Source organism: Pseudomonas sp. DC3200b2 (assembly GCF_049895785.1).
GTDB lineage: Bacteria > Pseudomonadota > Gammaproteobacteria > Pseudomonadales > Pseudomonadaceae > Aquipseudomonas > Aquipseudomonas massiliensis.
The window spans coordinates 325,210-345,398 of sequence record NZ_JAFCTA010000002.1; the positions used below are offsets into that span (position 1 = coordinate 325,210).

Below are 20,189 nucleotides of genomic sequence, written 5' to 3' on the forward strand. Positions count from 1 at the left end.
CCCAGGAGGGTGCGGATGGGTTTAGGCTTTCGGGAAATAGAGTTCGACGCGGCTGCCGCGGGAAGGCTCGCTGTGTAGGGTGACATAGCCTGCGGATTGGCGTGCGAACCCGTAGACCATCGATAGGCCCAGCCCGGTACCCAGGCCAGCCGGTTTGGTAGTGAAAAAGGGGTCGAAGGCACGTTCCAGGGTTTCCCGGTTCATTCCGCAGCCGTCGTCCTGCACGCCGATCACCACATAGTCACCCGCCGGTAGCGCCAGGCTGCCTGCGTTTTCGCAGGTGGCGAGGGTCCGGTTGGTCGTATCGATAAGCAGCCGGCCACCCCCCGGCATTGCATCGCCGGCGTTGATGACCAGGTTCAGTAGCGCGCTTTCCAGCTGGCTAGGGTCCAGGTGGACGGGCCATAGGTTGTCCATCGGCCTGAACTGCAAGGCGATGCTGCTGTTGAGGCTGCGGCTGAACAGGCCCAGCCCATTTTCAATAAGGCGATTGATGTCCAGCTCCTGAGCGTCGAGGCGTTGACGACGAGCGAATGCCAGAAGACGGTGAGTGAGCTGGGTGGCCCGCTGGGCTGAATGGGTACTCAAGTCCAGAAGGCTGTCCAGGCGACCGTATTGACCGGTGTTCAGGCAGCGCCGGATCATGTCCAGCCCCCCCAGGACACCGGTCAACAGGTTGTTGAAGTCCTGGGCGATACCGCCCGTCAAGCGCCCCACGGCTTCCAGGCGCGAGGGCGACTCTATGTAAGGTTCGGTACCGCCGTCATCGGCTTGCATGCGCATCAGCTTGGCGCGCATGCGGTATTGCCGGTCACGGCCCTGCAGGCTGGCGTCGAGCAGGATCTCCAGGGAAGCCGGATGATAGGGCCGCTGCAACAGTCGGACGTTACCCAAACCTGCCAGGGAGGGCGGGGGTGGCAAGCGACGACCGCCGGTGGCGGCCGTCAACACCAGTACGGGGAGATCGGACCATTCGGGTTGATTGTCCAGCCAAGCCTGCAGCGGCGCCAGATCGCCGCATGCCAGTGTCTCGCTGGTAGTGATCAACATCTGGGCTCCACGCTCGAGCGCCAGGTAAAGTTCAGCAGGTTCGATCAACCGATAGGCAGGCGCCAGGCCCTCGGCCAACTGGGCGCAGAGCTGGTCCCGGTCCGGCCCTGGCGCCGCGCATACGAGCACGCCTTCGCCAGCCCTGCATCCTCCGTCGAGCATGTCCTCGGAAGGCCAGCATCCCTGGGTTTCACGCCAGGCATCCCCGCCCTGTGGCTTCGCTGTCATCAAAGCTGCCGTCCCCATCCGTGCGTTGCTGCCTTGCGGCTCGGTACTCCACTCGTAATTGACTGGACCACACCTGCCGTCCGCGGTTCCAGCCACCTGGTACGTTCGTCTACAAGCCTTGCTGGATAATCGGGTCGTCAGGGTTCTGTTGCTCGAGCTCGGCCAGCAGTACCTGCACATTCTGTAGCTGTCCACTTCGCGTGTAGTAGTCGATCAGCCGCAGGCGGGCCTTGCGGTTCCAAGGTTGCCGACGGATCAGCTGGTCCAGTTGCGCCTGGGCGGCTTCGGGCTGGTCCATGGCATACAGAGCCACCGCCAGATCGTAGCGAAAGTCGCCCTCCTGCGGGGCCAATTCCACGGCTTTGGCCAAGGCCAGCAACGCGTACTCAGGCTGTTGGTGAGCCAACAGCCATTGACCGAGTTCATGTTGTAGGTAGGGATTATCCGGCTGTTCGCGCAGCGGCTCAGCCAGTAAAGCCCGTGCCTGCGCCGCCGATCCCAGGCGCTCCATCGCCTTGGCCAGCAGCACCCTGGCACGCAATGCCTCTGGTTCCAGGCTGAGCGCCTGGGTTGCCGCCGCTGCCGCTTGCGCCGGGTTCGCACGCGCCAGCTGTAGGCGAGCCAGTTCCAACTGAGCGCTATAAACGCCCTGTTGCGCCTCGAGCGCCGTGAGATAGTTCGTTATTACCTGGCTGGCGGCCTCGACGTAGGCGCCAAGGTCCATAGGGGATGCGCTCATGAGCGCCAGCGCGGCGCAACGACGCACGGCAGGGTCCGTGTCCGTGAGTGCCGGACCGAGCAGCTTCACCCGAGCTTCACCTTCAGTGAGCTGTGCGCCGGCTTCAACCGCGGCGAGGCGCACCGATGCGTCAGGCGCTCCCAGCCCCGCCTGGACGAAGGCCAGGGCCCGTGTGCTGGGATAATTGACCAAGGAAGGGTAGAGGGCTGCCCGCGCCGTCGCCGCCAGATCTTCGCGGCCAAGTTGTTGATAAAGCAGTCTCGCCGCCCCCGGTTCGCCAGAGCGGGCCGCGCGCAGGGCCAGCTCGTAGCTTTCCGGCGGCAATACGGGTGGAGGTGGGAGCCCGGGACGGGTCGCCAGCCATACGCCAAGTGCGACCACCAGGGCCGCAAGCGTCAATAGCAATGGGCGGGAAAAGCGGAACATGCAGACATCCGTGCAGGCGGGTCGACAGCTTCCGGCAGAATGCCGGTAGAGTCAAACCGCCGCCGGGCGCGCGGGTTCGCTAGAAGATATAGTCGGTGCTCAAGAAGCCCGAACTGCGTGCCTGGATGATGTCACTGACCAGCGCCTTGTTGGCTTCATTGAAGCGCGTCGCCACCAGGGTGCGGATGGAGAAGCTACGCAGCGCGTCGTGTACGGACAGGGTGCCCTCGGCCGAATCCTTGCGACCGTTGAAAGGATACTGATCCGGCCCTCGCTGGCACTGGGTATTGAGGTTGATCCTGCCCACCTGGTTGGCGAAAGTGTCCACGAGCCTGCCCAGCAGGACCGGGTCGGTGCCGAAGAGGCTCAGTTGTTGCCCGTAGTTGGCCTCGAGCACATAGTTGATGACGGTCTCGATATCGGTGTAGGGCACCACGGGCACCACCGGGCCGAACTGTTCCTCCGCGTGAATGCGCATGCCGGGCCCCACCGGGTAAAGTACCGCGGGATAGAAAAACGAGCCGCGCACGCTTCCCCCGCCCTGATTGACCACCTTGGCCCCCTTGGCTACTGCGTCATCCACCAGGGCGCGGAGGTAGGCCACCTTGCCCGGCTCAGGCAGCGGCGTCAGCGTTACTCCCGCATCCCAGGGCATGCCGGGCCTGAGCGCGGCCACGCCTTGGGCAAGCCTGGCAAGGAATCGGGAAGCGATCGAGCTATGAACGAAGAGTATCTTCAGGGCCGTGCAGCGCTGACCATTGAACGAGAGCGCACCGGTGATGCATTCCTTGACGGCGTTGTCCAGGTCGGCATCCGCCAGCACGATCCCCGGGTTCTTGGCGTCCAGCCCCAGGGCGGAACGCAAGCGGTGAGGGTGGGGGTGCAGCTTCTTCAGCTCGGCGGCGGCCTTGTGGGTGCCAATGAAGGCAAACAGATCGACCTTGCCACTGGCCATCAGGGCACTGACGGTTTCCCGCCCGCTGCCGTAGATCACATTGATGACGCCAGCCGGGAAGCTGTCCCGGAAGGCGGCCAGCAGGGGGCGGATAAGCAGCACGCCAAACTTGGCCGGCTTGAACACCACCGTATTGCCCATGATCAGCGCAGGGATCAGCGTGGTGAAGGTCTCGTTGAGCGGGTAGTTGTAGGGGCCCATGCATAAGGCAACACCAAGCGGAACGCGCCGGATCTGCCCGAGCGTGCCCTGTTCGAGTTCGAACCGGCTCGAACGGCGGTCGATCTCCTTCAGCGCGTCGATGGTATCGACGATGTAGTCACAGGTGCGGTCGAACTCCTTCTCGGCGTCCTTGAGGTTCTTGCCGATTTCCCACATCAGCAGCTTGACCACTGGCGCCCGCTGTTCACGCATGCGCTCCAGGAAAGCCTCCACATGGCGTATCCGCTGCGCGACCCTCATCATGGGCCAGGCGCCGCGGCCCTTGTCATAGGCGCGCACCGCGGCGTCGAGCGCGGTCATCGCGGCCTTGGCGTCCAGCCTGGGGGTGCTGCCGAGTTCCACCGGGCGGTCTCCCTCGCTGGTAGCCAGGCAGAGTGGACTCATGACTTTCGCCAGAGGCCCCACCCATTGTTCGAAGCGGCCGTCGACCAGGTATTCCTTCTGCACCTGCGGCTCGCCGGGAAGCCACTGTCGGGGTATATCCTGCATCGTCGGGAACAGGTTCGACAGCAGATGGGCTTCGCTCATGCCAACCTCCATTACACTGGAAAAACTGCAGCGTAGCAGGCCTGTCCGACCTCGGCGGACGGTTGCTCAGTGAGGCGCGCGCAACGCCTGGCTCAGCGGGCCCCTGCCATGGAGGCGCCCGAAGACCAGGCCGATGCTCACCGCGCCGAGGCACGCGCAGGCAGCGAGACCGAACGCCAGGGTCGCCTGCCCTTCGGCCACCAAGTACAGCCCCACACCGGTGGCCATGGCTTCGGCGCTGGCCCAGATGAGGGTCAAAAGGCCCATGGCAAAGGCAGGTCGGCCGGGCATCAGGCCCAGGACCATGACCTGGTACAGCGGGCCGAACACCATCTCGGCCAGGGTCAGGCACAGCACGGCAAGGAAGGCCGCGGGCACGCTCTGCACCGCCTGGAGCAGGCCGAGCACTCCGACCCCCATGACCCCATTGGCTGCAATGACCAGCCAACGTCGGGGCCTGGCCGCCAGCAAGCGGGTCAGTGGCAACTGCAGCAGTACGATCATGCCGCTGCTCAGAGCGAACCATAAGCCGATGCTTTGTGCCGAGAGCTGTTGGCGGGCGAAAAAGGGGAAGACGTTGTAGAACTGGCTGAAAGCGAAGAACGATAGCGCATTGAGCAGCAGGAACATTCCCAACGCCTTTGCTGAGGTAGCGCTGGTGGTTCCCCCGGGTTTGGCCCCGGCATGGGCGGGGGCCAGGTCGCTGATGAAACCGGTCAGGGCCAGGGTGGCCAGGCAATAAACCACCGGAACCACCAGGTACCAGGGCGCGAGTTCGTCCAGAACAAGCGCTGACAGGAAAGGCGTGATTCCGGCGCTCAGGTTGAGCGCTACATTTTCCATGGAGAACGCCCGCACCTGGTTCTGACCCGCGCCGCCCGCCGCCAGGTAGGTGAGCTGCGCCAGAGAGGCGAGCGAGTGCGCGACACCGAACAGCGCGGCCAGGGGCAGCCAAGCCTCCAGGAGGTAATCGCCGTGGTTGTAGAGCCATTGCAGCCCGGCGGCGGCGAGGATGATGGCCAGCTGTGTCAGTATCAGCACGCGGCGTAGACGCCAGCGCCCGATCCAGGGTACGAAGACCAGCCCGCCGGCCCGATTGGCCAGGGCGATGGTAGCGGCCAGCAAGCTGATATCGGCGGGGCTGAAGGGGGCCTCCCGGCTCAGCCATACGGCGAAAAAGGAAAACAGCAGGCTCCAGCTGCCCCAGGTGGTAAAGCGGATCAGATAGATAGCCATGTTCAGTCCAGCCGGTAGGCGGGCGACGCCGGCCCCAGGTCGGTGTCTATGCTCAGCCCGGCCAGGCATTGGCGTACTGCCTGTTCCTCGCCACTGACCAGGCCCACCCAGGCATAGTCCGAGGTGCCCATGGCCGGCACCTGGCTTTCTTCCGCCGCGAACTGGGTATGCCATGCTCCGGACACGGGTACGGTCACGCTGTTGAGCCGTGCGGGTGTCCAAAGGCCATACCAGACACCCAGCGTTGGCTTGGGCCTGTCAACCATTCCTTCCAGCGTGGACATTGGTTCCCCAAGTGGCAGCAGAAGCACATGGGCTAGCAGCTCGGTGGGTAGATGACCCCATGCCAGGGCGACCTGTTCGAGCACGGTCGCGCCGCCGACGCGCCCCGGGTTTGCGTCGATCAAGCGAAGGCCGGCAGGCCCGGCGATGCATTCGCTATGGAACCAGCCATCCTGGAAACCGGCTGTCTGGAACAGCCGCTCCAGGGCGCTCCAGCCATGCTCGAGCTGCGTGCGATCCAGGCCATCGGTGGACGGAAAGCGGTTGGCGACCTCGGTGAGCCCGATGCGAACGCGTAGCGACACGCCTACTCGATACAGCTGCCCCTGGCGCATATAACCTTCGAAGCTGATGAGACGGCCTTCCAGGCAAGGCTGGAGTATCCAGCTGTCGGGGTTTAGAGGATGATGCTGCGCCAGATGCGCGCGCAGCCGGGCCAGGGCACCCGGGCCTCCCTCCACATGGCCCACGGCATGCCCGCCGGAGCAGCAGCCCGGCTTGATGACCCAGCGTCGGCCTGGCTCTGCCAGGAAGGGTTCCAACCGTTCAGGTTCACAGGCGCTGAACGTCTCGCTGGGCACGGAAAAGTCTCCAGCATAGGCCGAGGCCGTCGACTTGTCGCTCAGGCGCACGGCCGCCGGGCCCGGGTAAGCCCAGCCATGGGCCCGGGCAATGACTTCCACCAGAGGCAACTGTTCATCGAACAAGGTGGTGACGGCGCGTATACGACCGCGCAGACGGGCGTGGCGTTGAAGAAAACCTTCGATGCCCTCGCGCGTGAGCGGCACTTCATGAAAGCGGGAGGGGGAAAAGGTCTGCCAGGTCTGCGCGGGCAAATGCCGCCTGGGGCCCAGCACCAAGGGCTCCAGGCCATGGGTGGCCAGCGCCGGCTCAAGGTATTTCAGGGCCACTGGCCCAATGCCGAGGATAAGTAACAGGTCATTCGCCATTGCGGGCCTCCTCAGGGTCGAACAGGATTTCGCTCAGTGGCGCCGTGAACAGTTCAGGCTGCAGGGTCACCCTGGCGATCGGCAAGCGGCCGTTGAGCCGGCCCAGATAAATGCTGGCGCCGCGGTCGAGCAAACGCTGGCGCAAGCGTTCGCCGGCCTGTTCGTTTGCCAAGGGGAGGGTGACGAAGTTCGTCGCGCTCGGGTAATGCCTTAGCCCAACGGCCGTGGCCATCTCGAAGAAACGGCTGCGCAGGGCGCCTGTAGCGGCGACGAGCAGTTGCCGGTGGGCGTGGTCTTCCCAGGCTTGGGTCGCGATGCCTTGGGCAAGGGTACCCACTGCATAGTGAACGCGCGCTGCCTGGGCTATCTCCAGCACATCAGGCGGGGCCATGGCGTAGCCCACCCTCAAGCCGGCAAGCCCAAGGGCTTTTGAAAAGCTGCGCAGGCGCACGACATTGGGCATGAGCCAGTTTCCAGCGGCAGGCGCGAACGCCTCGTAAGCCTCATCCAGGATCAACAGCGTGGATTCCGGTAGCTCCCGGGCGAAGGCTTGCAGAGCGGCGCCACTGTGGACGCTTCCGGTCGGGTTGTCCGGGTTGGCCAGGTAGACGACCCGGGCCTGGCGTCGCTGGGCGGTCTCGGCGAGGGCGGCCAGGTCAGCGGCCGGCGCGGGGTATGGCCTGTAGTCCACGGGACAGGCGCGAAGCCCGAGCGAACGCGCGAAGTAACCCACCGTCGGGTAGGTGCCAGCCGCAAGAGCCACGACGCCGCCTGGGTCGGCGAATGCACGCAGGAACAGATGGATCAGGGCATCTGCGCCGGCATCCACCAGTACCTGATCACCGGTGAGCCCGTGTTCGCTGGCAATGGCCCGGCGTAGCTCGTAGGCCGTCGGATCCGGGTACAGCCGGGCTTGCTCGAGCAAGCCTTGCCCATAGCGTTGGGCAAGGCTTTCGCTGTACAGCGGCAGGGCTTCGTTGGCGCTCAGGCGTGCGGCAATGGTCAGGCCGCCTCGGCGTTCAAGCGCGGCGATCCCTGGGAACGGATTGCTCGGCCGGCGCTTGCGCAGGGGCTTGGCTGGCTTGGGGCGATGAATGCTCATAAGCGGTCCCGATGGTGCTGGCCAGCCAGCAAGGTTTGCAAACCGACCGCGGCTTTGTGACGAAGCTCTTCCAGCGACTGGCGCGAATAGAACGCCATGTGTGGTGACCAGAGCACCCGTGGGCCTCTGAGCTCGGGTGGGGGAGGATCACGCTCATCGCTGTAGACATCAAGGCCGAGTCCTGCCAAGGGCGCGTGCGCCATGGCCGCGCGCAGCGCGCAAGGGTCGATCAGATCTCCCCTGGCGGTGTTCAGCAGATACTTGCCCGCCAGGCAGGCAAGTTCAGGGGCACCGATCAGATAGCGCGTTTCAGGTGTAAGGGGTGCATGCAGGCTGACCAGGTCCGCCTGCTCCAGCAGGGCCTGGAGTGTTTCGCAGCGGGTGACGCCGAGGCTTTTTTCCCAGCCGCTTCCCAGCCAGGGATCATGAAAAACCGTCCTGCAGCCCAACGCCTGAAAGCGCCTTGCCACGGCCGTGCCGATTCGCCCGAGCCCGACCAGGCCCACTACCAGGTTCGCGATCCGGGGCAGCGGGCCCAGCTCACGCCAGTCCCAGCTGCCGCCACGTACCACGGCGTTGGCTTGCGGTATTCTGCGCAGCAGCGCCAAGGCCAGCGCCAGAGTGTGGTCCGCCACTTCCTCCGTACCGTAATCGGGCACATTGGCTACCGAAATACCAGCCCGTCGCGCCGCGGCCAGGTCAATGTTGTCGACGCCCATGGCGGCGCGGACCAGGACACGGCACTGGGTGAAGCGAGCCAGCGCGTCGGCGTCCAGCGGAACCAGGTGCCAGCAGATGAGGCCATCGCAGGCCAAGGCCGAACGAGGCAGGTCCGCTACCGAATCCACGTGGGCGAGCTCCACCTGCGCATTGGGGCCCAGGACCGCGCGTTCCAGGTCAGGCTCGTCCACATAGCGATGGCGACGGCCGTCGAGGATGAGAATGCGAAGGCGCCCGGGCGCCTGGGTCTTCAGTAGGGGAAGGTGCATGACTCACCCCTCCAGTTGATGAAGTCGACGATTTCATGTCCTTGGTCATCCACGGTCAGGCGCGTGGCCTGGCCCCCCAGCTCCAGCGAGAGGGTGTGCTTGCCGGTCACATGGGGAATGACGAATTCGGGCACCGCCAGGTTGGATACATGGCGCTTGAGCTGGCGCAACAGCGTGACGCCCTGGCTCACTGGGGTCGCATAGCGGCTATGGCCTGGTGAAAACGGCATGAACTGATACAGGTAGTGAGGCGTGACCCCGTGGCGATAGAGACCCATGCAAAGCTCACGCAGGGTAGCCAGGTCGCCGTTTATGCCTGCCAGCAGAGGAATATTGGCGAAGATCAGCGGCACTGCCTGCTGCAGCGCACGGACGCTTTCCAGAAACGCAGGTGTCAGCTCTCGTGGATGGGCGACGTGAAGCCCAACGGCCGTGACCTGATATCGGGCCAGGCATGAAACCAATGCAGGGGTAATACGAAACGGGTTGAAGGAGAGGGCGCGAGTATGCAGACGGACGATAATGTCCGGCCGCGTCCGACGCAGACTGGACAGCAGCGCTTCGAGGCGGGCATCGGCGAGCATCAGCGGCTCCCCGCCGCTGAGGATCACTTCCTCGACCTCGGGATGCTCAGCCAGGTAGTCGAGCGTTGCCTGCCAGGCGTCCTTGCGCAACATGGCCTTGCGGGAGCGGCGCTCTAGCGTGCGCAACGCCTCGTAGCAGAACTGGCAATAGGCATGGCAGACATTCGACAAGCGTACGATGACCCGATTGTCGTATTTGTGCTGGCAGATGCTCGTGACCATCTCGCCTGGCAGCTCCCAGTTTTCCGTATGGCCGTCATATTCGAGCGGGCCCGCGGCGGATCCCTCAGGGATCAGTTGCAGCCACATGGGGTCATGTTCGAGCGGGGTCTGATCGCCATCGACCTGGATCAAGCTCACGGCGTACGGGGTAAGGGACACGCGGCGCCGGTCGAAAATCTTCCGCAGACCGTCGAGCCCCTCGCGCGCCGCAAGCCCCGGGAACGCCTGAACCAGCTCTTCAAGGGTCGCTACGCAATGCCGCTGCTGCCATCGCCAATCGGTCCAACAGGGTGCTTCGTCGGTGTGGTGCATCCGGCCTCCTCGTGCGCTGCGTCAGGTCCTGTCACAAGCGGCGATCATAGGAAACACGACGGGCCGCCGGCCTTACGGAAGCGCCGATAACGGCCCTAACTGTTAGCTCGCGGGCCCTAACACCGGGTCAACCGGTCCTTTGTGCCCTCGCATGGGTGTTCCCTGCGGCCATGGGCGGTAAAGTCTGAGGGCACACAAGCGATACGGCGCGTGGAATGGACCCTACAAGTAGTCGCAGCGGCCCCGCGCAGCGGGCCTTCGAAACCATCCGGGAGGCGTTGGCCAGTGGCACCGTGCGCCCGGGTGAGCAGATGCCGTCCATCCGGCAGTGGGCCGCCAGGCCCGGGCTGAGCTTCCATGGCGTGGTTCGCGCCTATGAGCGGCTGGAAGCCCTGGGGCTGGTCGAAGCCAGCCCTGGCCGTGGCTACTTTGCCCTGAGCGCCGCGGCGGCACTGCCGACGAACCCGCAAGCGCTGAGCCTGAATATGGAAGTGGACGCGTTCTGGTCCATGTTCCATGCGCCAGGGCATGCGCTTAAGCTCGGTTGCGGCTGGCTACCGCCTGATTGGATGGATACTCAGGCACTGGCTCGGGTAATTCGCCGCACCGCCAGCTTCGCGCGAAGCTCGCTTGTGGAGTACGGCGATCCTGTTGGCTACCTGCCACTAAGGGAGGCGCTATGTCAGCACCTGCGCAGTCGCCTGGGCGTCGCGTTGTCACCGCAGGAAATCCTGACCACCCTGGGCGCGACCCAGGCCCTGGACTTGCTGGTTCGCATACTGGTGGAGCCTGGAGACCGCGTAATGGTGGATGACCCCTGCAACAGCAGCCTGGTACGGCTGCTGCGGCTACGTGGGGCGCGGGTGCTTGGCATCGAGCGGCTGGCCCAGGGTCCGGACCTCGCTCAGGTGCGGTGGCATCTTTCACAGGGCCCGGTAAAAGCCTTTTTCATCAATGCTCGTTTACACAACCCGACAGGTACCACCCTCAGCCCGCGAGCGGCCTGCGACCTGCTCAGGCTTAGCCAGGACCATGACATCAGGGTCGTCGAGGACGACGTCTACGGCGGGTTCTGTTCCGAGAAAAGTCCATGCCTGGCCACGTTGGATGGCTTGACCAGCGTCATCTACGTGGGCAGTTTCTCCAAGACCCTGTCCGCCAATCTACGCATAGGTTATGTAGTGGGCCCCACCGAAGAAATGGCCAGGCTCGCCGAACTCAAATTGCTGACCAGCGTCGCGGTACCAAGCTTCTGCGAACGTTTTCTCGGCGCCCTGCTGGCCGATGGCAGCTACGAGCGGCACCTGCGACGGGTACGCCGCCGTTTGCAGGCAGCTCAGGCGCATGCCCAGCAGGTGCTGAAAAGCTGGGGGTGGGAATTCTATCACCAGCCAAGGGAAGGCATGTTCCTGTGGATACGACACCCATCCCTCGCAAGCACGGATGCTTTCATCCAGGCAGCGGCCCAGCAGGGGGTGTTGCTCGCGCCCGGGAGATTGTTCAGCGCCGCGGAGCAGGACCTTCCCTGGCTGCGCCTGAATGTCGCCCACTTCGATGCCAGCCGCGTATGCGGCCTGTTCCGTGTCAGGGATGACAACGGTGTTCGTCGTAATCTTGGCCGGGCGGACTGATCCTGGTTTAACCTCCTTCCAACGAGGGATGGGAGGTTGCCATGCAGGACACCGATGTCGACGATGCTGTCGCCTGCCTGTGCCAGCGGCTTGCTGACACGCCAGTGCTTGCGCTCACCGGCGCGGGTATCAGTACCGCATCGGGCATCCCGGACTACCGGGACAGCGAAGGGGTGCGACGGGGCAATGCCCCCATGATGCATCAGGAATTCATTCATTCGCTGCCTGCGAGGAAACGCTATTGGGCCAGGGCCATGGTGGGTTGGCGAGGCGTGGATGCGGCCCGGCCCAATGCCGCGCACCTGGCGCTGGCCGGCCTGCAGGCAGCCGGACGGGTGAAGGGTGTCATTACCCAGAACGTGGACGGATTGCACGAGCGCGCTGGCAGCCAGGGGGTGATCGAGCTCCATGGCAATCTGCACTGGGTCGTCTGCCTGGACTGCCATCGAATGTTGCCCCGCGCCGAGATGCAATCTGCCCTGGAGGCAGCCAATCCGACACTGTTGGACGTGCGCGCCGTGCTGGCGCCCGATGGGGACGCTCAATTGGCCGCGGCCTTTCTCGAGCGGTTCTACTTGCCTCACTGTCCAGGCTGCGGGTCAGACAGGCTCAAGCCGGACGTTGTGTTCTTCGGTGACGGCGTGGCCGCGGACACGGCCCGCGCCGCCTGGGAAGCCGCCGAACAGGCAGGCGCCATGCTGGTGGTAGGGTCATCGTTGATGGCCTATTCCAGTTATCGGCTGTGCCTGGAAATGTCCCGCCAAGGCAAACCGCTGTTTGCGATCAACCTGGGGCGCACCCGGGCCGATCCGCTACTTGCGCTCAAGGTCAGGCAACCTTGCGAAGCCGCTTTGCCCCGGCTTTTGGCTCAGCTGGGGCCCGGCTGAACGCCGGCTTCGAGTGACGCGCACTCGCCGGGGATGACACCGTCCTTCATCCCCAGCAGTACCGCTACCTTGTGCGCCTCGCCCCGTCTTCCTTTCTTGCGACCGGATAGCACCTGGTAGGTGGTCGCGGGGTCTACATTGTGCTCCCGGGCGAATTGTTGAACAGATTTCCCCTGACGATCCAGCCAAGCTCTTGCTTGTGCGGCAGTCCGTATACCGTGCATAGTTCAAGTCCGTTTCGTTTGATTTAATAGTGGTCGTATCCACACCGCTTCGGGTGTTTCAGCAAGGATTATACATTCAAATGACTGGAATTGGATCGCGCATCCGGGAGGAGCGTGAGCGCCTGCGCCTCACTCAGCGCGCCTTCGGGGAAATCGGCGGGGTAGAGCCCAACGCCCAGGGTAAATATGAAAGCGGCGAACGTTGGCCGAAGGCCGATTACCTGGAAGCTGTCGCCAAGGAAGGCGTCGATGTTCTCTATGTGCTGACTGGCCAGCGTCTGGCGCCGCCCCTGGACCAGTTGCAGGAAGACGAAGTTCGCCTGCTTGGCCACTATCGCGCGCTCCCGCCCGCTGCCCGCCAGGCTCTGCTTGGCATGACGGACGCGGTGGTGGGCTTGCTGCCCGCCCCGGGCAGCGCAGCGAAGCGGGGGCGCATACGAGGGGAGTGAGTTTTCATACAAAGCCTAGGTTCGGCATGTGTATCTTTGTTAATGTACATCCATGAATGTAAAGCGTAACGAGAGGTGTCTGCTTGATTAGGGTGCTAGTGGTCGATGATCACGATCTGGTACGCACAGGCATTACTCGAATGCTGTCCGATATCGATGGGCTGCAGGTGGTCGGCCAGGCCGAGTCCGGGGAAGAAGCGCTGAAGGCTGCCCGGGACCTGCGGCCGGATGTGGTGCTCATGGATGTCAAGATGCCCGGCATCGGAGGGCTCGAAGCCACTCGCAAGATGCTGCGCAGCCATCCAGATGTGAAAGTGGTAGTGGTCACCGTTTGCGAGGAAGACCCGTTCCCGACCCGTTTGCTCCAGGCGGGCGCGGCGGGTTACCTGACCAAGGGCGCCGGGTTGACCGAGATGGTCCAGGCGATAAGGCTGGTATTCGCCGGCCAGCGTTACATCAGCCCGCAAATCGCCCAGCAGTTGGCCCTGAAGTCATTCCAGCCGCAGACGACCGCGTCGCCGTTCGACCTGCTGTCCGAGCGGGAGATCCAGATCGCGCTGATGATCGTGGGCTGCCAGAAGGTACAGAACATCTCCGATCGCCTGTGCCTTTCCCCCAAGACGGTCAATACTTATCGGTATCGCATCTTCGAGAAGCTTTCCATCACCAGTGACGTCGAACTGACGCTGCTCGCCGTTCGGCACGGCATGGTGGATGCCAACGCCTAAATGACCCAGATTTTCGACCCCGCCGCCTTCCTGTCTACCTGCAGCGGCCGCCCTGGCGTCTACCGGATGTTCGACAGCGGTGGCCGCCTGCTCTACGTGGGCAAGGCGCGCAATCTCAAGAAGCGGTTGGCGAGCTATTTCCGCAAGACCGGCCTGGCCCCGAAAACCTCCGCGCTGGTAGGCCATATCGCCCAGGTGGAAACCACCATCACCGCCAACGAGACTGAGGCCTTGCTGCTCGAGCAGACCCTCATCAAGGAATGGCGGCCGCCCTACAACATCCTGCTGCGCGATGACAAGTCGTACCCCTACGTGTACCTGTCCGAGGGGGAGTTTCCACGCCTGAGCATTCACCGCGGGGCAAAGAAAGGGAAGGGGCGCTATTTCGGCCCTTACCCGAGCGCCGGCGCCATCCGGGAAAGCCTGAGTCTTTTGCAAAAGACTTTCCAGGTCCGCCAGTGCGAAGACAGCTACTACAAGAACCGGGCGCGGCCCTGCCTGCAATATCAGATCAAGCGTTGCAAGGCACCCTGCGTGCGGGCAGTCGAAGCGCAGGAGTATGCCGAGGATGTACGCCATTCGATCATGTTCCTCGAAGGCCGCAGTCACCAGCTGACCAACGAGCTGTCCGAAACCATGGAGCAGGCGGCCATGAACCTGGATTTCGAGAAAGCGGCCGAATTGCGTGACCAGATCGCGGTGCTGCGTCGCGTGCAGGATCAGCAAAGCATGGAAGGGGGCACCGGAGACGTGGATGTGGTCGCGGCTTTCGTGAACCCTGGCGGCGCCTGCGTCCACTTGATCAGCGTACGCGGTGGGCGGGTTCTCGGTAGCAAGAATTTCTTCCCCCAGGTCGGTATCGAAGAGAGTCTCGACGAAGTGATGTCCGCGTTCCTGTCCCAGTATTACCTGGGCAGCTCCGAGCGCGAATTACCCAGCGAACTCATCGTCAATACCCTGCCCGAGGATATCGAGGCCCTGGTCGACGCCGTCTCGACCTTGCGCGGGCGAGACTTGGGCGTCAGTCACCGGGTCCGCGGCACCCGCGCGCGCTGGCAGCAGCTGGCGGTCACCAACGCTGAGCAGGCCTTGGCCGCGCGCTTGGCGAACCGTCAGCATGTGGCGGCGCGCTTTGACGCCCTGGCGGATGTACTGGGGATGGATGAGCCTGCGCAGCGTCTGGAATGCTACGACATCAGCCACTCCAGCGGGGAAGCGACCGTGGCGTCCTGCGTGGTATTCGGTCCCGAAGGGCCGATCAAATCCGACTACCGACGCTATAACATCGAAGGCGTTACGCCTGGCGATGACTACGCCGCGATGCATCAGGCCCTGACCCGGCGCTTCAGCAAGATCAAGGCCGGCGAAGGCAAGCTGCCGGATGTGTTGCTGGTGGACGGCGGCAAGGGCCAGTTGAACATGGCCCGCGATGTGCTACAGGAGCTTGGCATCACTGACCTGATCCTTATCGGAGTCGCCAAGGGGGTAACCCGCAAGGCGGGTTTCGAGACCCTCTACCTGAACGAAATCGCCAATGAGTTCACCCTCAAGGCAGACTCCCCGGCGTTGCACCTGATCCAGCAGATTCGCGACGAGGCCCACCGTTTCGCTATCACCGGCCACAGGGCGCGGCGGGGAAAGGCTCGCCGCACCTCTACCCTCGAGGGTATCGAAGGTATCGGGCCCAAGCGGCGGCGCGACCTGCTCAAGCATTTCGGTGGACTGCAGGAGCTTTCCCGCGCCAGTATCGATGAAATCGCCAAGGCGCCAGGCATCAGCAAAAAGCTGGCGGAGTCGATTTATGCCAACCTGCACAGCGAGTAGAATGGCTGCCTAACCCGCTGCCAGACGTGCCGATGAATATCCCCAATATCCTAACAGTCCTGCGCGTCGCGCTGATTCCCATCTTCATCCTGCTGTTCTATCTGCCGTATCACTGGAGCTACCTGGCGGCCAGCAGTGTATTCGCCGTCGCCGCCGCGACCGACTGGCTGGATGGCTACCTGGCCCGCCGCCTGGAGCAAAGCACCCCTTTCGGTGCTTTCCTCGATCCTGTGGCAGATAAGCTCATGGTGGCGGTAGCCTTGGTACTGCTGGTGGAGGCCCATGCCAATCTCTGGCTTACCTTGCCTGCCGCGGTCATCATCGGTCGTGAGATCGTGGTATCGGCCTTGCGCGAATGGATGGCCGAGCTCGGCGCCCGGGCGCAGGTGGCGGTGTCGAGCCTGGGCAAATGGAAAACAGCGGCGCAGATGGTCGCTCTGATCATCTTGCTGGGCAATCCCCCACAACTGACCTTCATCGTCCTGGTGGGCTATGCCTTGCTGCTGATCGCCGCGGCGTTGACGCTTTGGTCCATGGTCAATTATCTGCGGGCGGCATTGCCCCATCTGAGCACCGATGTAAAAAATTAAACTATTTTTGAATCAAAGGCTTGACGGACTCGGTTGATTAGATAGAATGGCGCCCGTCAACACGACGCGGGAATAGCTCAGTTGGTAGAGCACGACCTTGCCAAGGTCGGGGTCGCGAGTTCGAGTCTCGTTTCCCGCTCCAGTTTTAACGCAGGGCAGTTCGCTGCCATGTGTTTTGAGGCCGAGTAGCAAAGTGGTTATGCTGCGGATTGCAAATCCGCCTACGCCGGTTCGATTCCGACCTCGGCCTCCATCCTTGAAAGCCCCGTAGATCAATGGTCTGCGGGGTTTTTCTTTATGCTCGAATCTCATTGGGCAGCTTGTTTGCCAGGGCCATCAAACCTCACGCCACACTTGCGTGGCACAGGCTTGGCAAAAGTCTTCATGGCAAAGCCGCTGCCATCGTCCGGCCAATCATTCGGCAAGCCCGCATTTACTGACGTCAATCATTCCGATCCTTTCCTCTCCTTGCTAGGTTGCCGCTATGAGCACAATCGCCTGCGCCTGGAGGAAATGATCCATGGAATTCAACAACAAGGAAAAACTGCTGGTTACCTTGCTGACCGATATCTACGCACACCTGAAGGTGGTCGGCGCGCTGGACCCATTCCTGGTACAGAGGGCCGTGGGCAGCGACCAGGGATGGGCGTTGGAGTGGAAATACCCGGAGCTGTTCCCGCCAAGCGGAGCGGGCTCCGAAGACCTTGCCTATGTCATGCGGGTGCTGTCCATGTGGGAGCGGATCGAACTGTCCTATGAGGCCCTGGACCTGGAAGAGCAAGTGGCCCTGGCAAGGGAGGTTGGTCTTACTGCCGCCAAGCCGGTTTTCCCAGGCTTCGGCAAGGAGCGGGAGGGCAGGCTGCAGGTCATTGCCCGCCTGCTGGTCAATGATCTGCAGCGCTGGCCGATGTTCTCGGGGCGCTTGCGCAGCACGCGTCAGTCAACAGCGCAAGGCTATGATCACATGTTGGCCGCGCTTCAAGGGCTGCCTTGTGGTGAGTTCGACAGCGGGCAACTGTCGTGGCCCGACCTGAGCACACTGCTCAAAGCCTGGCGGCAGGCTGGCGTGGAATGACGCCTGGCTGGCGTGTGCCGCAGAGGCAACCCTGGCTTCATGATCGGTCATGGTGATGCATGGCAACGAAGCTGGGCTGACCGTCATGTGGCAATTTGTCATTGGTGTGGAGCAAAGTGCCGAGCGCGCGGTCACAGTCATCATGACGACACTTACTTCTGCTCCATCCCGTTCTGAGCCCGTGGCCTTGATCGTAGAGGACGACGATGTGCTGCGCGAGCTGCTGACGGAAGTGATCCATGACATGGGCTGGGTGGTCTACACCGCTGGAACCGCCGATGCCGGCCTGTTGGCCTTCAATGACCATCATGAGCTGGACCTGGTCATTACCGACGTGATCACTCCCGGATCCTTGAACGGATGGGACCTGGCGACCGCGGTCTACGCGGCACGGCCTGAACTTCCCGTGATCATTACCAGTGGTTATTGTCGGCAGTTCGACCAGGCTTTGCCACCCAGCGCCTGCTTCCTGAAAAAGCCGTGGTCGCTCAATGTCCTTTGCAGCATGGTCGAACAAAGAGCGGGCTTCCGGAATGGGAACTAGCCATACCGACCTCGTCTGAGCGAATCGTGGCCAAGCCCGGGTGCTCCAATCCCAAACCCTTGCGGAGTCAGCCACACGTTTGTTCAGGGGCGTCACGGCCTGTGATCGGAAATACTCGCAAAGGGGCTTGGGAACCCTTGCCATGCAGCTCGTTGATAGCGTGCAGTAGTACCACATAAAGCAGCCCCGGGTTCTGGTACTGCCTTGGCTGTAATGAACGTTCGGCCTTCGCTGGAATCAACGGGTCGCTCAGGGTGAGCAACATGGTTTCCCCGCGCATCTCGACCCGATGTTTCAGGGGTGGATCTAATTGACCGAGCAGGGTCTTCAACGAATCCATGGCAAGTTTCCGAGTTGTTACAAAGCCATCGACCGATACCTCCGGGTCGCGGTTCAACCGAGTATGAATCTATTGACGGATGACGCCAGGCGAGTGGGCGAGCATTTCTGTGCTTAGCGGTCCCGGACCTGGGGAGGGAAAGGTTGACAGTGGAAGGGACGTAGCCTAAGCGGTCACCCAGAGGACCAATGCGGGGTGGATGATCCCCGAACCCGGGGTCGAACCGGGGGCCCTAGGGCCAGGTCAGCGTCAGGCTTGGCTGAGAACGGCCGGCCTACGACGTGGCGCGCATAAAGATCGATAACCGCTGCCAGGCAGTGCCATCGACCTTCGGTCAAAACGCACGTAATGTCACCGCACCAGACCTTGTTGGGTGATGCCACGCTGAACCCTCGATCATGCACATTCGGGATATCAGGTTCGCCTGAAAAAGTGTCCGGGGTTGGTAGACCACCACAATCCAGAACCAGCCCAACCCATCAGGTTTTTTCGCGCCTGCGCGTCACACGTCCAGCAATGAGGGCGCAATTCCCAAAGCCGCTGCGATCTTATCCCGCGTGGCCTTGCGTGGCTTTGCTGCCTGCTCTTGCTGGGCATAGGCCGACTGGCTGATTCCGATACGTTCGGCCACCTGGGCCTGAGAAAGGCCCAGATGCTTGCGCCAGGCGCCAACGATGGTCAGGTCATCCTTCACCATATACCCGACGACTTCGTTGGGGATCAGGTCATTCTCCGGATGATCCTTGACGTAGTCCGCGTAAGGGATGACCACAAAGGCCGGCGCTCCGTCCGGCCCGTTGATGATCTGCACGTTAGTAGGTGTGTTCATCACGCTTTTTTACCTCTTCGATGTTCACGATCTTCACGGCGCCGTCCCAATCGAACATCACGCGGTAGTTGCCTACCCGGAGCCGATACCCGTACTGGTGGTTGGTGAGGCTTTTGATGTTCTGGACGTTCGGCATGTAGGCAAGGGCTTGAGCTGCATCGTAGATCCTGACCTGTTCGGCCTTGTGGATCTTGCCGAGTTGCTTGAGCGCTTTCCGTGTCCAGTTGATCTTGTTCATGTTTGCCTCACTGTGCAGGGAGGCATTATAAGTATTTCCATAAGTATTTTCAAAGCTTTATTCGGGTTTCATCCGATAATACTTCTAATGCTTATGGCTATCGCCCGGGTATGGCAGGCGCCCGCCGATCACCCTCCGGCCGCAGGGCCTCAATAGTCTCCCGCTCTAGGAGCAGAAGCCACGGTGCCTACCATGCTTGAACTTGCCCTCTCATGGAGTCAGTTCGGGTTGCTCGGCGTGGTAGGGGGAGTGGCGAGCTACTTCTACAAAGGGTCCACCGAGCCACGGTTCTCCCTGCGCTTCTTCATCTCCAAGCTAGTCCTGGCCTTCTTCGTGGGAAAGGTCGCCGGTGAATTCATCGCTGCAGACAATCAGTTCAAGTCGGGCTACATCATGTTGCTCGGCTTTTTCGCGTATCCGGTCCTGGCAGTACTTAAGGTCAAGGTGAAGGCTGGGTTGAGAACTACAACCCGCGCGGGCCCCCCGTGATGCTTATCGTGTCCATGCTGGCCCTGATCAGCTTCGTGCTGGTGCTCATCCATCGTGTGGTGTTCGCGCTGTTGCCGTGGCCCAGGCGCCAGGCTGACAACTGCGAAGTCCCCTTCATGATGGCAATCGCGTTCTGCTGTGTGTGACCTTCACGTTCATGTGGGTGTATGAGCTTTGGAAGCTGACAGCCAAGACGCCCCCCGAGCGCGATGTTCGTATTCAATGCCGGGTACTTCTTCCGGCGCATCGGAGCGTTGATCGACGGACGTGAACGACGCGGAAACCACCGGCGTGCCGAGGACGAATCGGTTGATCCTCGCGTCCGGAGACCTTCTGAATGAGGGTAGCCAAGGGCACGGCCCGGCTCATGGTCTGAATTGTCCTGGTGTTCTTCACCGGGAATGGCCTGGGCTATGTGTTCCGCACCTATGAGTGCCGCAGCGACCGCGTGCGCATCTACGTCGCCGCCCCAGGACGGTAAGGCATCGGCTAGAGGTGCCGAGAGAGGAATGGCGG

Annotated in this window: 22 protein-coding genes, 2 tRNA genes and 1 pseudogene; 12 read left to right on the plus strand and 13 right to left on the minus strand. The window is 62.5% G+C overall.

Annotation, left to right across the window (positions count from 1 at the left end):
- Positions 1 to 21: 21 nt before the first annotated feature.
- From ACP691_RS07240 to ACP691_RS07275, 8 genes are all read right to left on the minus strand, one after another.
- Positions 22 to 1,278, minus strand: a complete 1,257-nt coding sequence (locus ACP691_RS07240; protein ID WP_426198977.1) for an ATP-binding protein — start codon at positions 1,276 to 1,278, stop codon at positions 22 to 24.
- A gap of 109 nt (positions 1,279 to 1,387) precedes the next feature.
- Complete coding sequence (locus ACP691_RS07245) at positions 1,388 to 2,443, minus strand: tetratricopeptide repeat protein (RefSeq protein ID WP_426198979.1); 1,056 nt, start codon at positions 2,441 to 2,443, stop codon at positions 1,388 to 1,390.
- 79 nt (positions 2,444 to 2,522) lie between these two features.
- Positions 2,523 to 4,148, minus strand: coding sequence for an NADP-dependent glyceraldehyde-3-phosphate dehydrogenase (locus ACP691_RS07250; RefSeq protein WP_426198981.1), 1,626 nt, complete (start codon positions 4,146 to 4,148; stop codon positions 2,523 to 2,525).
- Positions 4,149 to 4,214: 66 nt separating this feature from the next.
- Positions 4,215 to 5,384 carry an MFS transporter gene (locus ACP691_RS07255; protein ID WP_426198983.1) on the minus strand — a complete coding sequence of 390 codons (1,170 nt, stop codon included), beginning with the start codon at positions 5,382 to 5,384 and terminating at the stop codon, positions 4,215 to 4,217.
- A gap of 2 nt (positions 5,385 to 5,386) precedes the next feature.
- Entirely contained in the window at positions 5,387 to 6,616 is a 1,230-nt protein-coding gene (locus ACP691_RS07260) for a hypothetical protein (RefSeq protein ID WP_426198985.1), read from the minus strand.
- Entirely contained in the window at positions 6,606 to 7,718 is a 1,113-nt protein-coding gene (locus ACP691_RS07265) for a pyridoxal phosphate-dependent aminotransferase (protein WP_426198987.1), read from the minus strand. The genes ACP691_RS07260 and ACP691_RS07265 overlap by 11 nt, the downstream gene beginning before the upstream one ends.
- Positions 7,715 to 8,707, minus strand: a complete 993-nt coding sequence (locus ACP691_RS07270) for a C-terminal binding protein (protein WP_426198989.1) — start codon at positions 8,705 to 8,707, stop codon at positions 7,715 to 7,717. Before ACP691_RS07270 ends, ACP691_RS07265 begins: the two co-directional genes overlap by 4 nt.
- Positions 8,689 to 9,825, minus strand: coding sequence for a KamA family radical SAM protein (locus ACP691_RS07275; RefSeq protein WP_426198991.1), 1,137 nt, complete (start codon positions 9,823 to 9,825; stop codon positions 8,689 to 8,691). Before ACP691_RS07275 ends, ACP691_RS07270 begins: the two co-directional genes overlap by 19 nt.
- 215 nt (positions 9,826 to 10,040) lie before the next feature.
- Here ACP691_RS07275 and ACP691_RS07280 point away from each other — a divergent pair, with 215 nt between their 5' ends.
- Complete coding sequence (locus ACP691_RS07280) at positions 10,041 to 11,456, plus strand: PLP-dependent aminotransferase family protein (protein WP_426198993.1); 1,416 nt, start codon at positions 10,041 to 10,043, stop codon at positions 11,454 to 11,456.
- A 41-nt stretch (positions 11,457 to 11,497) separates the two neighbouring features.
- Entirely contained in the window at positions 11,498 to 12,343 is an 846-nt protein-coding gene (locus ACP691_RS07285; protein WP_426198995.1) for an NAD-dependent protein deacetylase, read from the plus strand.
- Here the strand turns inward: ACP691_RS07285 and ACP691_RS07290 are convergent.
- Positions 12,325 to 12,567, minus strand: a complete 243-nt coding sequence (locus ACP691_RS07290; protein WP_426198997.1) for a DNA-binding protein — start codon at positions 12,565 to 12,567, stop codon at positions 12,325 to 12,327. The genes ACP691_RS07285 and ACP691_RS07290 overlap by 19 nt on opposite strands.
- Before the next feature lie 80 nt (positions 12,568 to 12,647).
- Between ACP691_RS07290 and ACP691_RS07295 the strand changes: the two genes are divergently transcribed.
- From ACP691_RS07295 to ACP691_RS07330, 8 genes are all read left to right on the plus strand, one after another.
- Positions 12,648 to 13,016, plus strand: coding sequence for a helix-turn-helix domain-containing protein (locus tag ACP691_RS07295; protein ID WP_426198999.1), 369 nt, complete (start codon positions 12,648 to 12,650; stop codon positions 13,014 to 13,016).
- An 83-nt stretch (positions 13,017 to 13,099) separates the two neighbouring features.
- Positions 13,100 to 13,744: a response regulator transcription factor GacA gene (gene gacA / locus ACP691_RS07300; RefSeq protein WP_040262955.1), complete on the plus strand. Its 645-nt coding sequence runs from the start codon at positions 13,100 to 13,102 to the stop codon at positions 13,742 to 13,744.
- The gene (gene uvrC, locus ACP691_RS07305) at positions 13,745 to 15,568 is read left to right on the plus strand and encodes an excinuclease ABC subunit UvrC (RefSeq protein WP_426199001.1); all 1,824 of its coding nucleotides are present in this window, start codon (positions 13,745 to 13,747) and stop codon (positions 15,566 to 15,568) included.
- A gap of 32 nt (positions 15,569 to 15,600) precedes the next feature.
- Positions 15,601 to 16,158, plus strand: a complete 558-nt coding sequence (gene pgsA / locus ACP691_RS07310; RefSeq protein ID WP_426199003.1) for a CDP-diacylglycerol--glycerol-3-phosphate 3-phosphatidyltransferase — start codon at positions 15,601 to 15,603, stop codon at positions 16,156 to 16,158.
- Positions 16,159 to 16,224: 66 nt separating this feature from the next.
- Positions 16,225 to 16,300: transfer RNA gene (locus ACP691_RS07315), tRNA-Gly, on the plus strand.
- A 37-nt stretch (positions 16,301 to 16,337) separates the two neighbouring features.
- Positions 16,338 to 16,411 (plus strand) — tRNA-Cys (locus ACP691_RS07320).
- Positions 16,412 to 16,678: 267 nt separating this feature from the next.
- The gene (locus ACP691_RS07325) at positions 16,679 to 17,233 is read left to right on the plus strand and encodes a YfbU family protein (protein WP_426199005.1); all 555 of its coding nucleotides are present in this window, start codon (positions 16,679 to 16,681) and stop codon (positions 17,231 to 17,233) included.
- A 49-nt stretch (positions 17,234 to 17,282) separates the two neighbouring features.
- Positions 17,283 to 17,777, plus strand: coding sequence for a response regulator (locus ACP691_RS07330; RefSeq protein WP_426199007.1), 495 nt, complete (start codon positions 17,283 to 17,285; stop codon positions 17,775 to 17,777).
- Positions 17,778 to 17,844: 67 nt separating this feature from the next.
- Here the strand turns inward: ACP691_RS07330 and ACP691_RS07335 are convergent, their stop codons facing one another.
- The 4 genes and pseudogenes from ACP691_RS07335 to ACP691_RS07350 all read right to left on the minus strand — a co-directional run bounded on the left by ACP691_RS07335 (position 17,845) and on the right by ACP691_RS07350 (position 19,184).
- A complete protein-coding gene (locus tag ACP691_RS07335; RefSeq protein WP_426199009.1) occupies positions 17,845 to 18,117 on the minus strand; it encodes a hypothetical protein in 273 nt (90 codons plus the stop codon).
- Between the two features lie 233 nt (positions 18,118 to 18,350).
- Positions 18,351 to 18,536 (minus strand): annotated as a pseudogene (locus ACP691_RS07340) (DDE-type integrase/transposase/recombinase); the annotation flags it as partial.
- Between the two features lie 83 nt (positions 18,537 to 18,619).
- Positions 18,620 to 18,946, minus strand: coding sequence for a helix-turn-helix domain-containing protein (locus ACP691_RS07345; protein ID WP_426199010.1), 327 nt, complete (start codon positions 18,944 to 18,946; stop codon positions 18,620 to 18,622).
- Positions 18,930 to 19,184: a type II toxin-antitoxin system RelE family toxin gene (locus ACP691_RS07350; protein ID WP_426199012.1), complete on the minus strand. Its 255-nt coding sequence runs from the start codon at positions 19,182 to 19,184 to the stop codon at positions 18,930 to 18,932. Before ACP691_RS07350 ends, ACP691_RS07345 begins: the two co-directional genes overlap by 17 nt.
- A gap of 192 nt (positions 19,185 to 19,376) precedes the next feature.
- Here ACP691_RS07350 and ACP691_RS07355 point away from each other — a divergent pair, with 192 nt between their 5' ends.
- Both ACP691_RS07355 and ACP691_RS07360 read left to right on the plus strand, forming a co-directional pair.
- Positions 19,377 to 19,673, plus strand: coding sequence for a hypothetical protein (locus tag ACP691_RS07355; RefSeq protein ID WP_426199014.1), 297 nt, complete (start codon positions 19,377 to 19,379; stop codon positions 19,671 to 19,673).
- Positions 19,673 to 19,819 (plus strand): hypothetical protein, encoded by a 147-nt coding sequence (locus ACP691_RS07360; RefSeq protein WP_426199016.1) that lies wholly within the window; start codon positions 19,673 to 19,675, stop codon positions 19,817 to 19,819. Before ACP691_RS07355 ends, ACP691_RS07360 begins: the two co-directional genes overlap by 1 nt.
- The last annotated feature ends 370 nt before the right edge of the window (positions 19,820 to 20,189 follow it).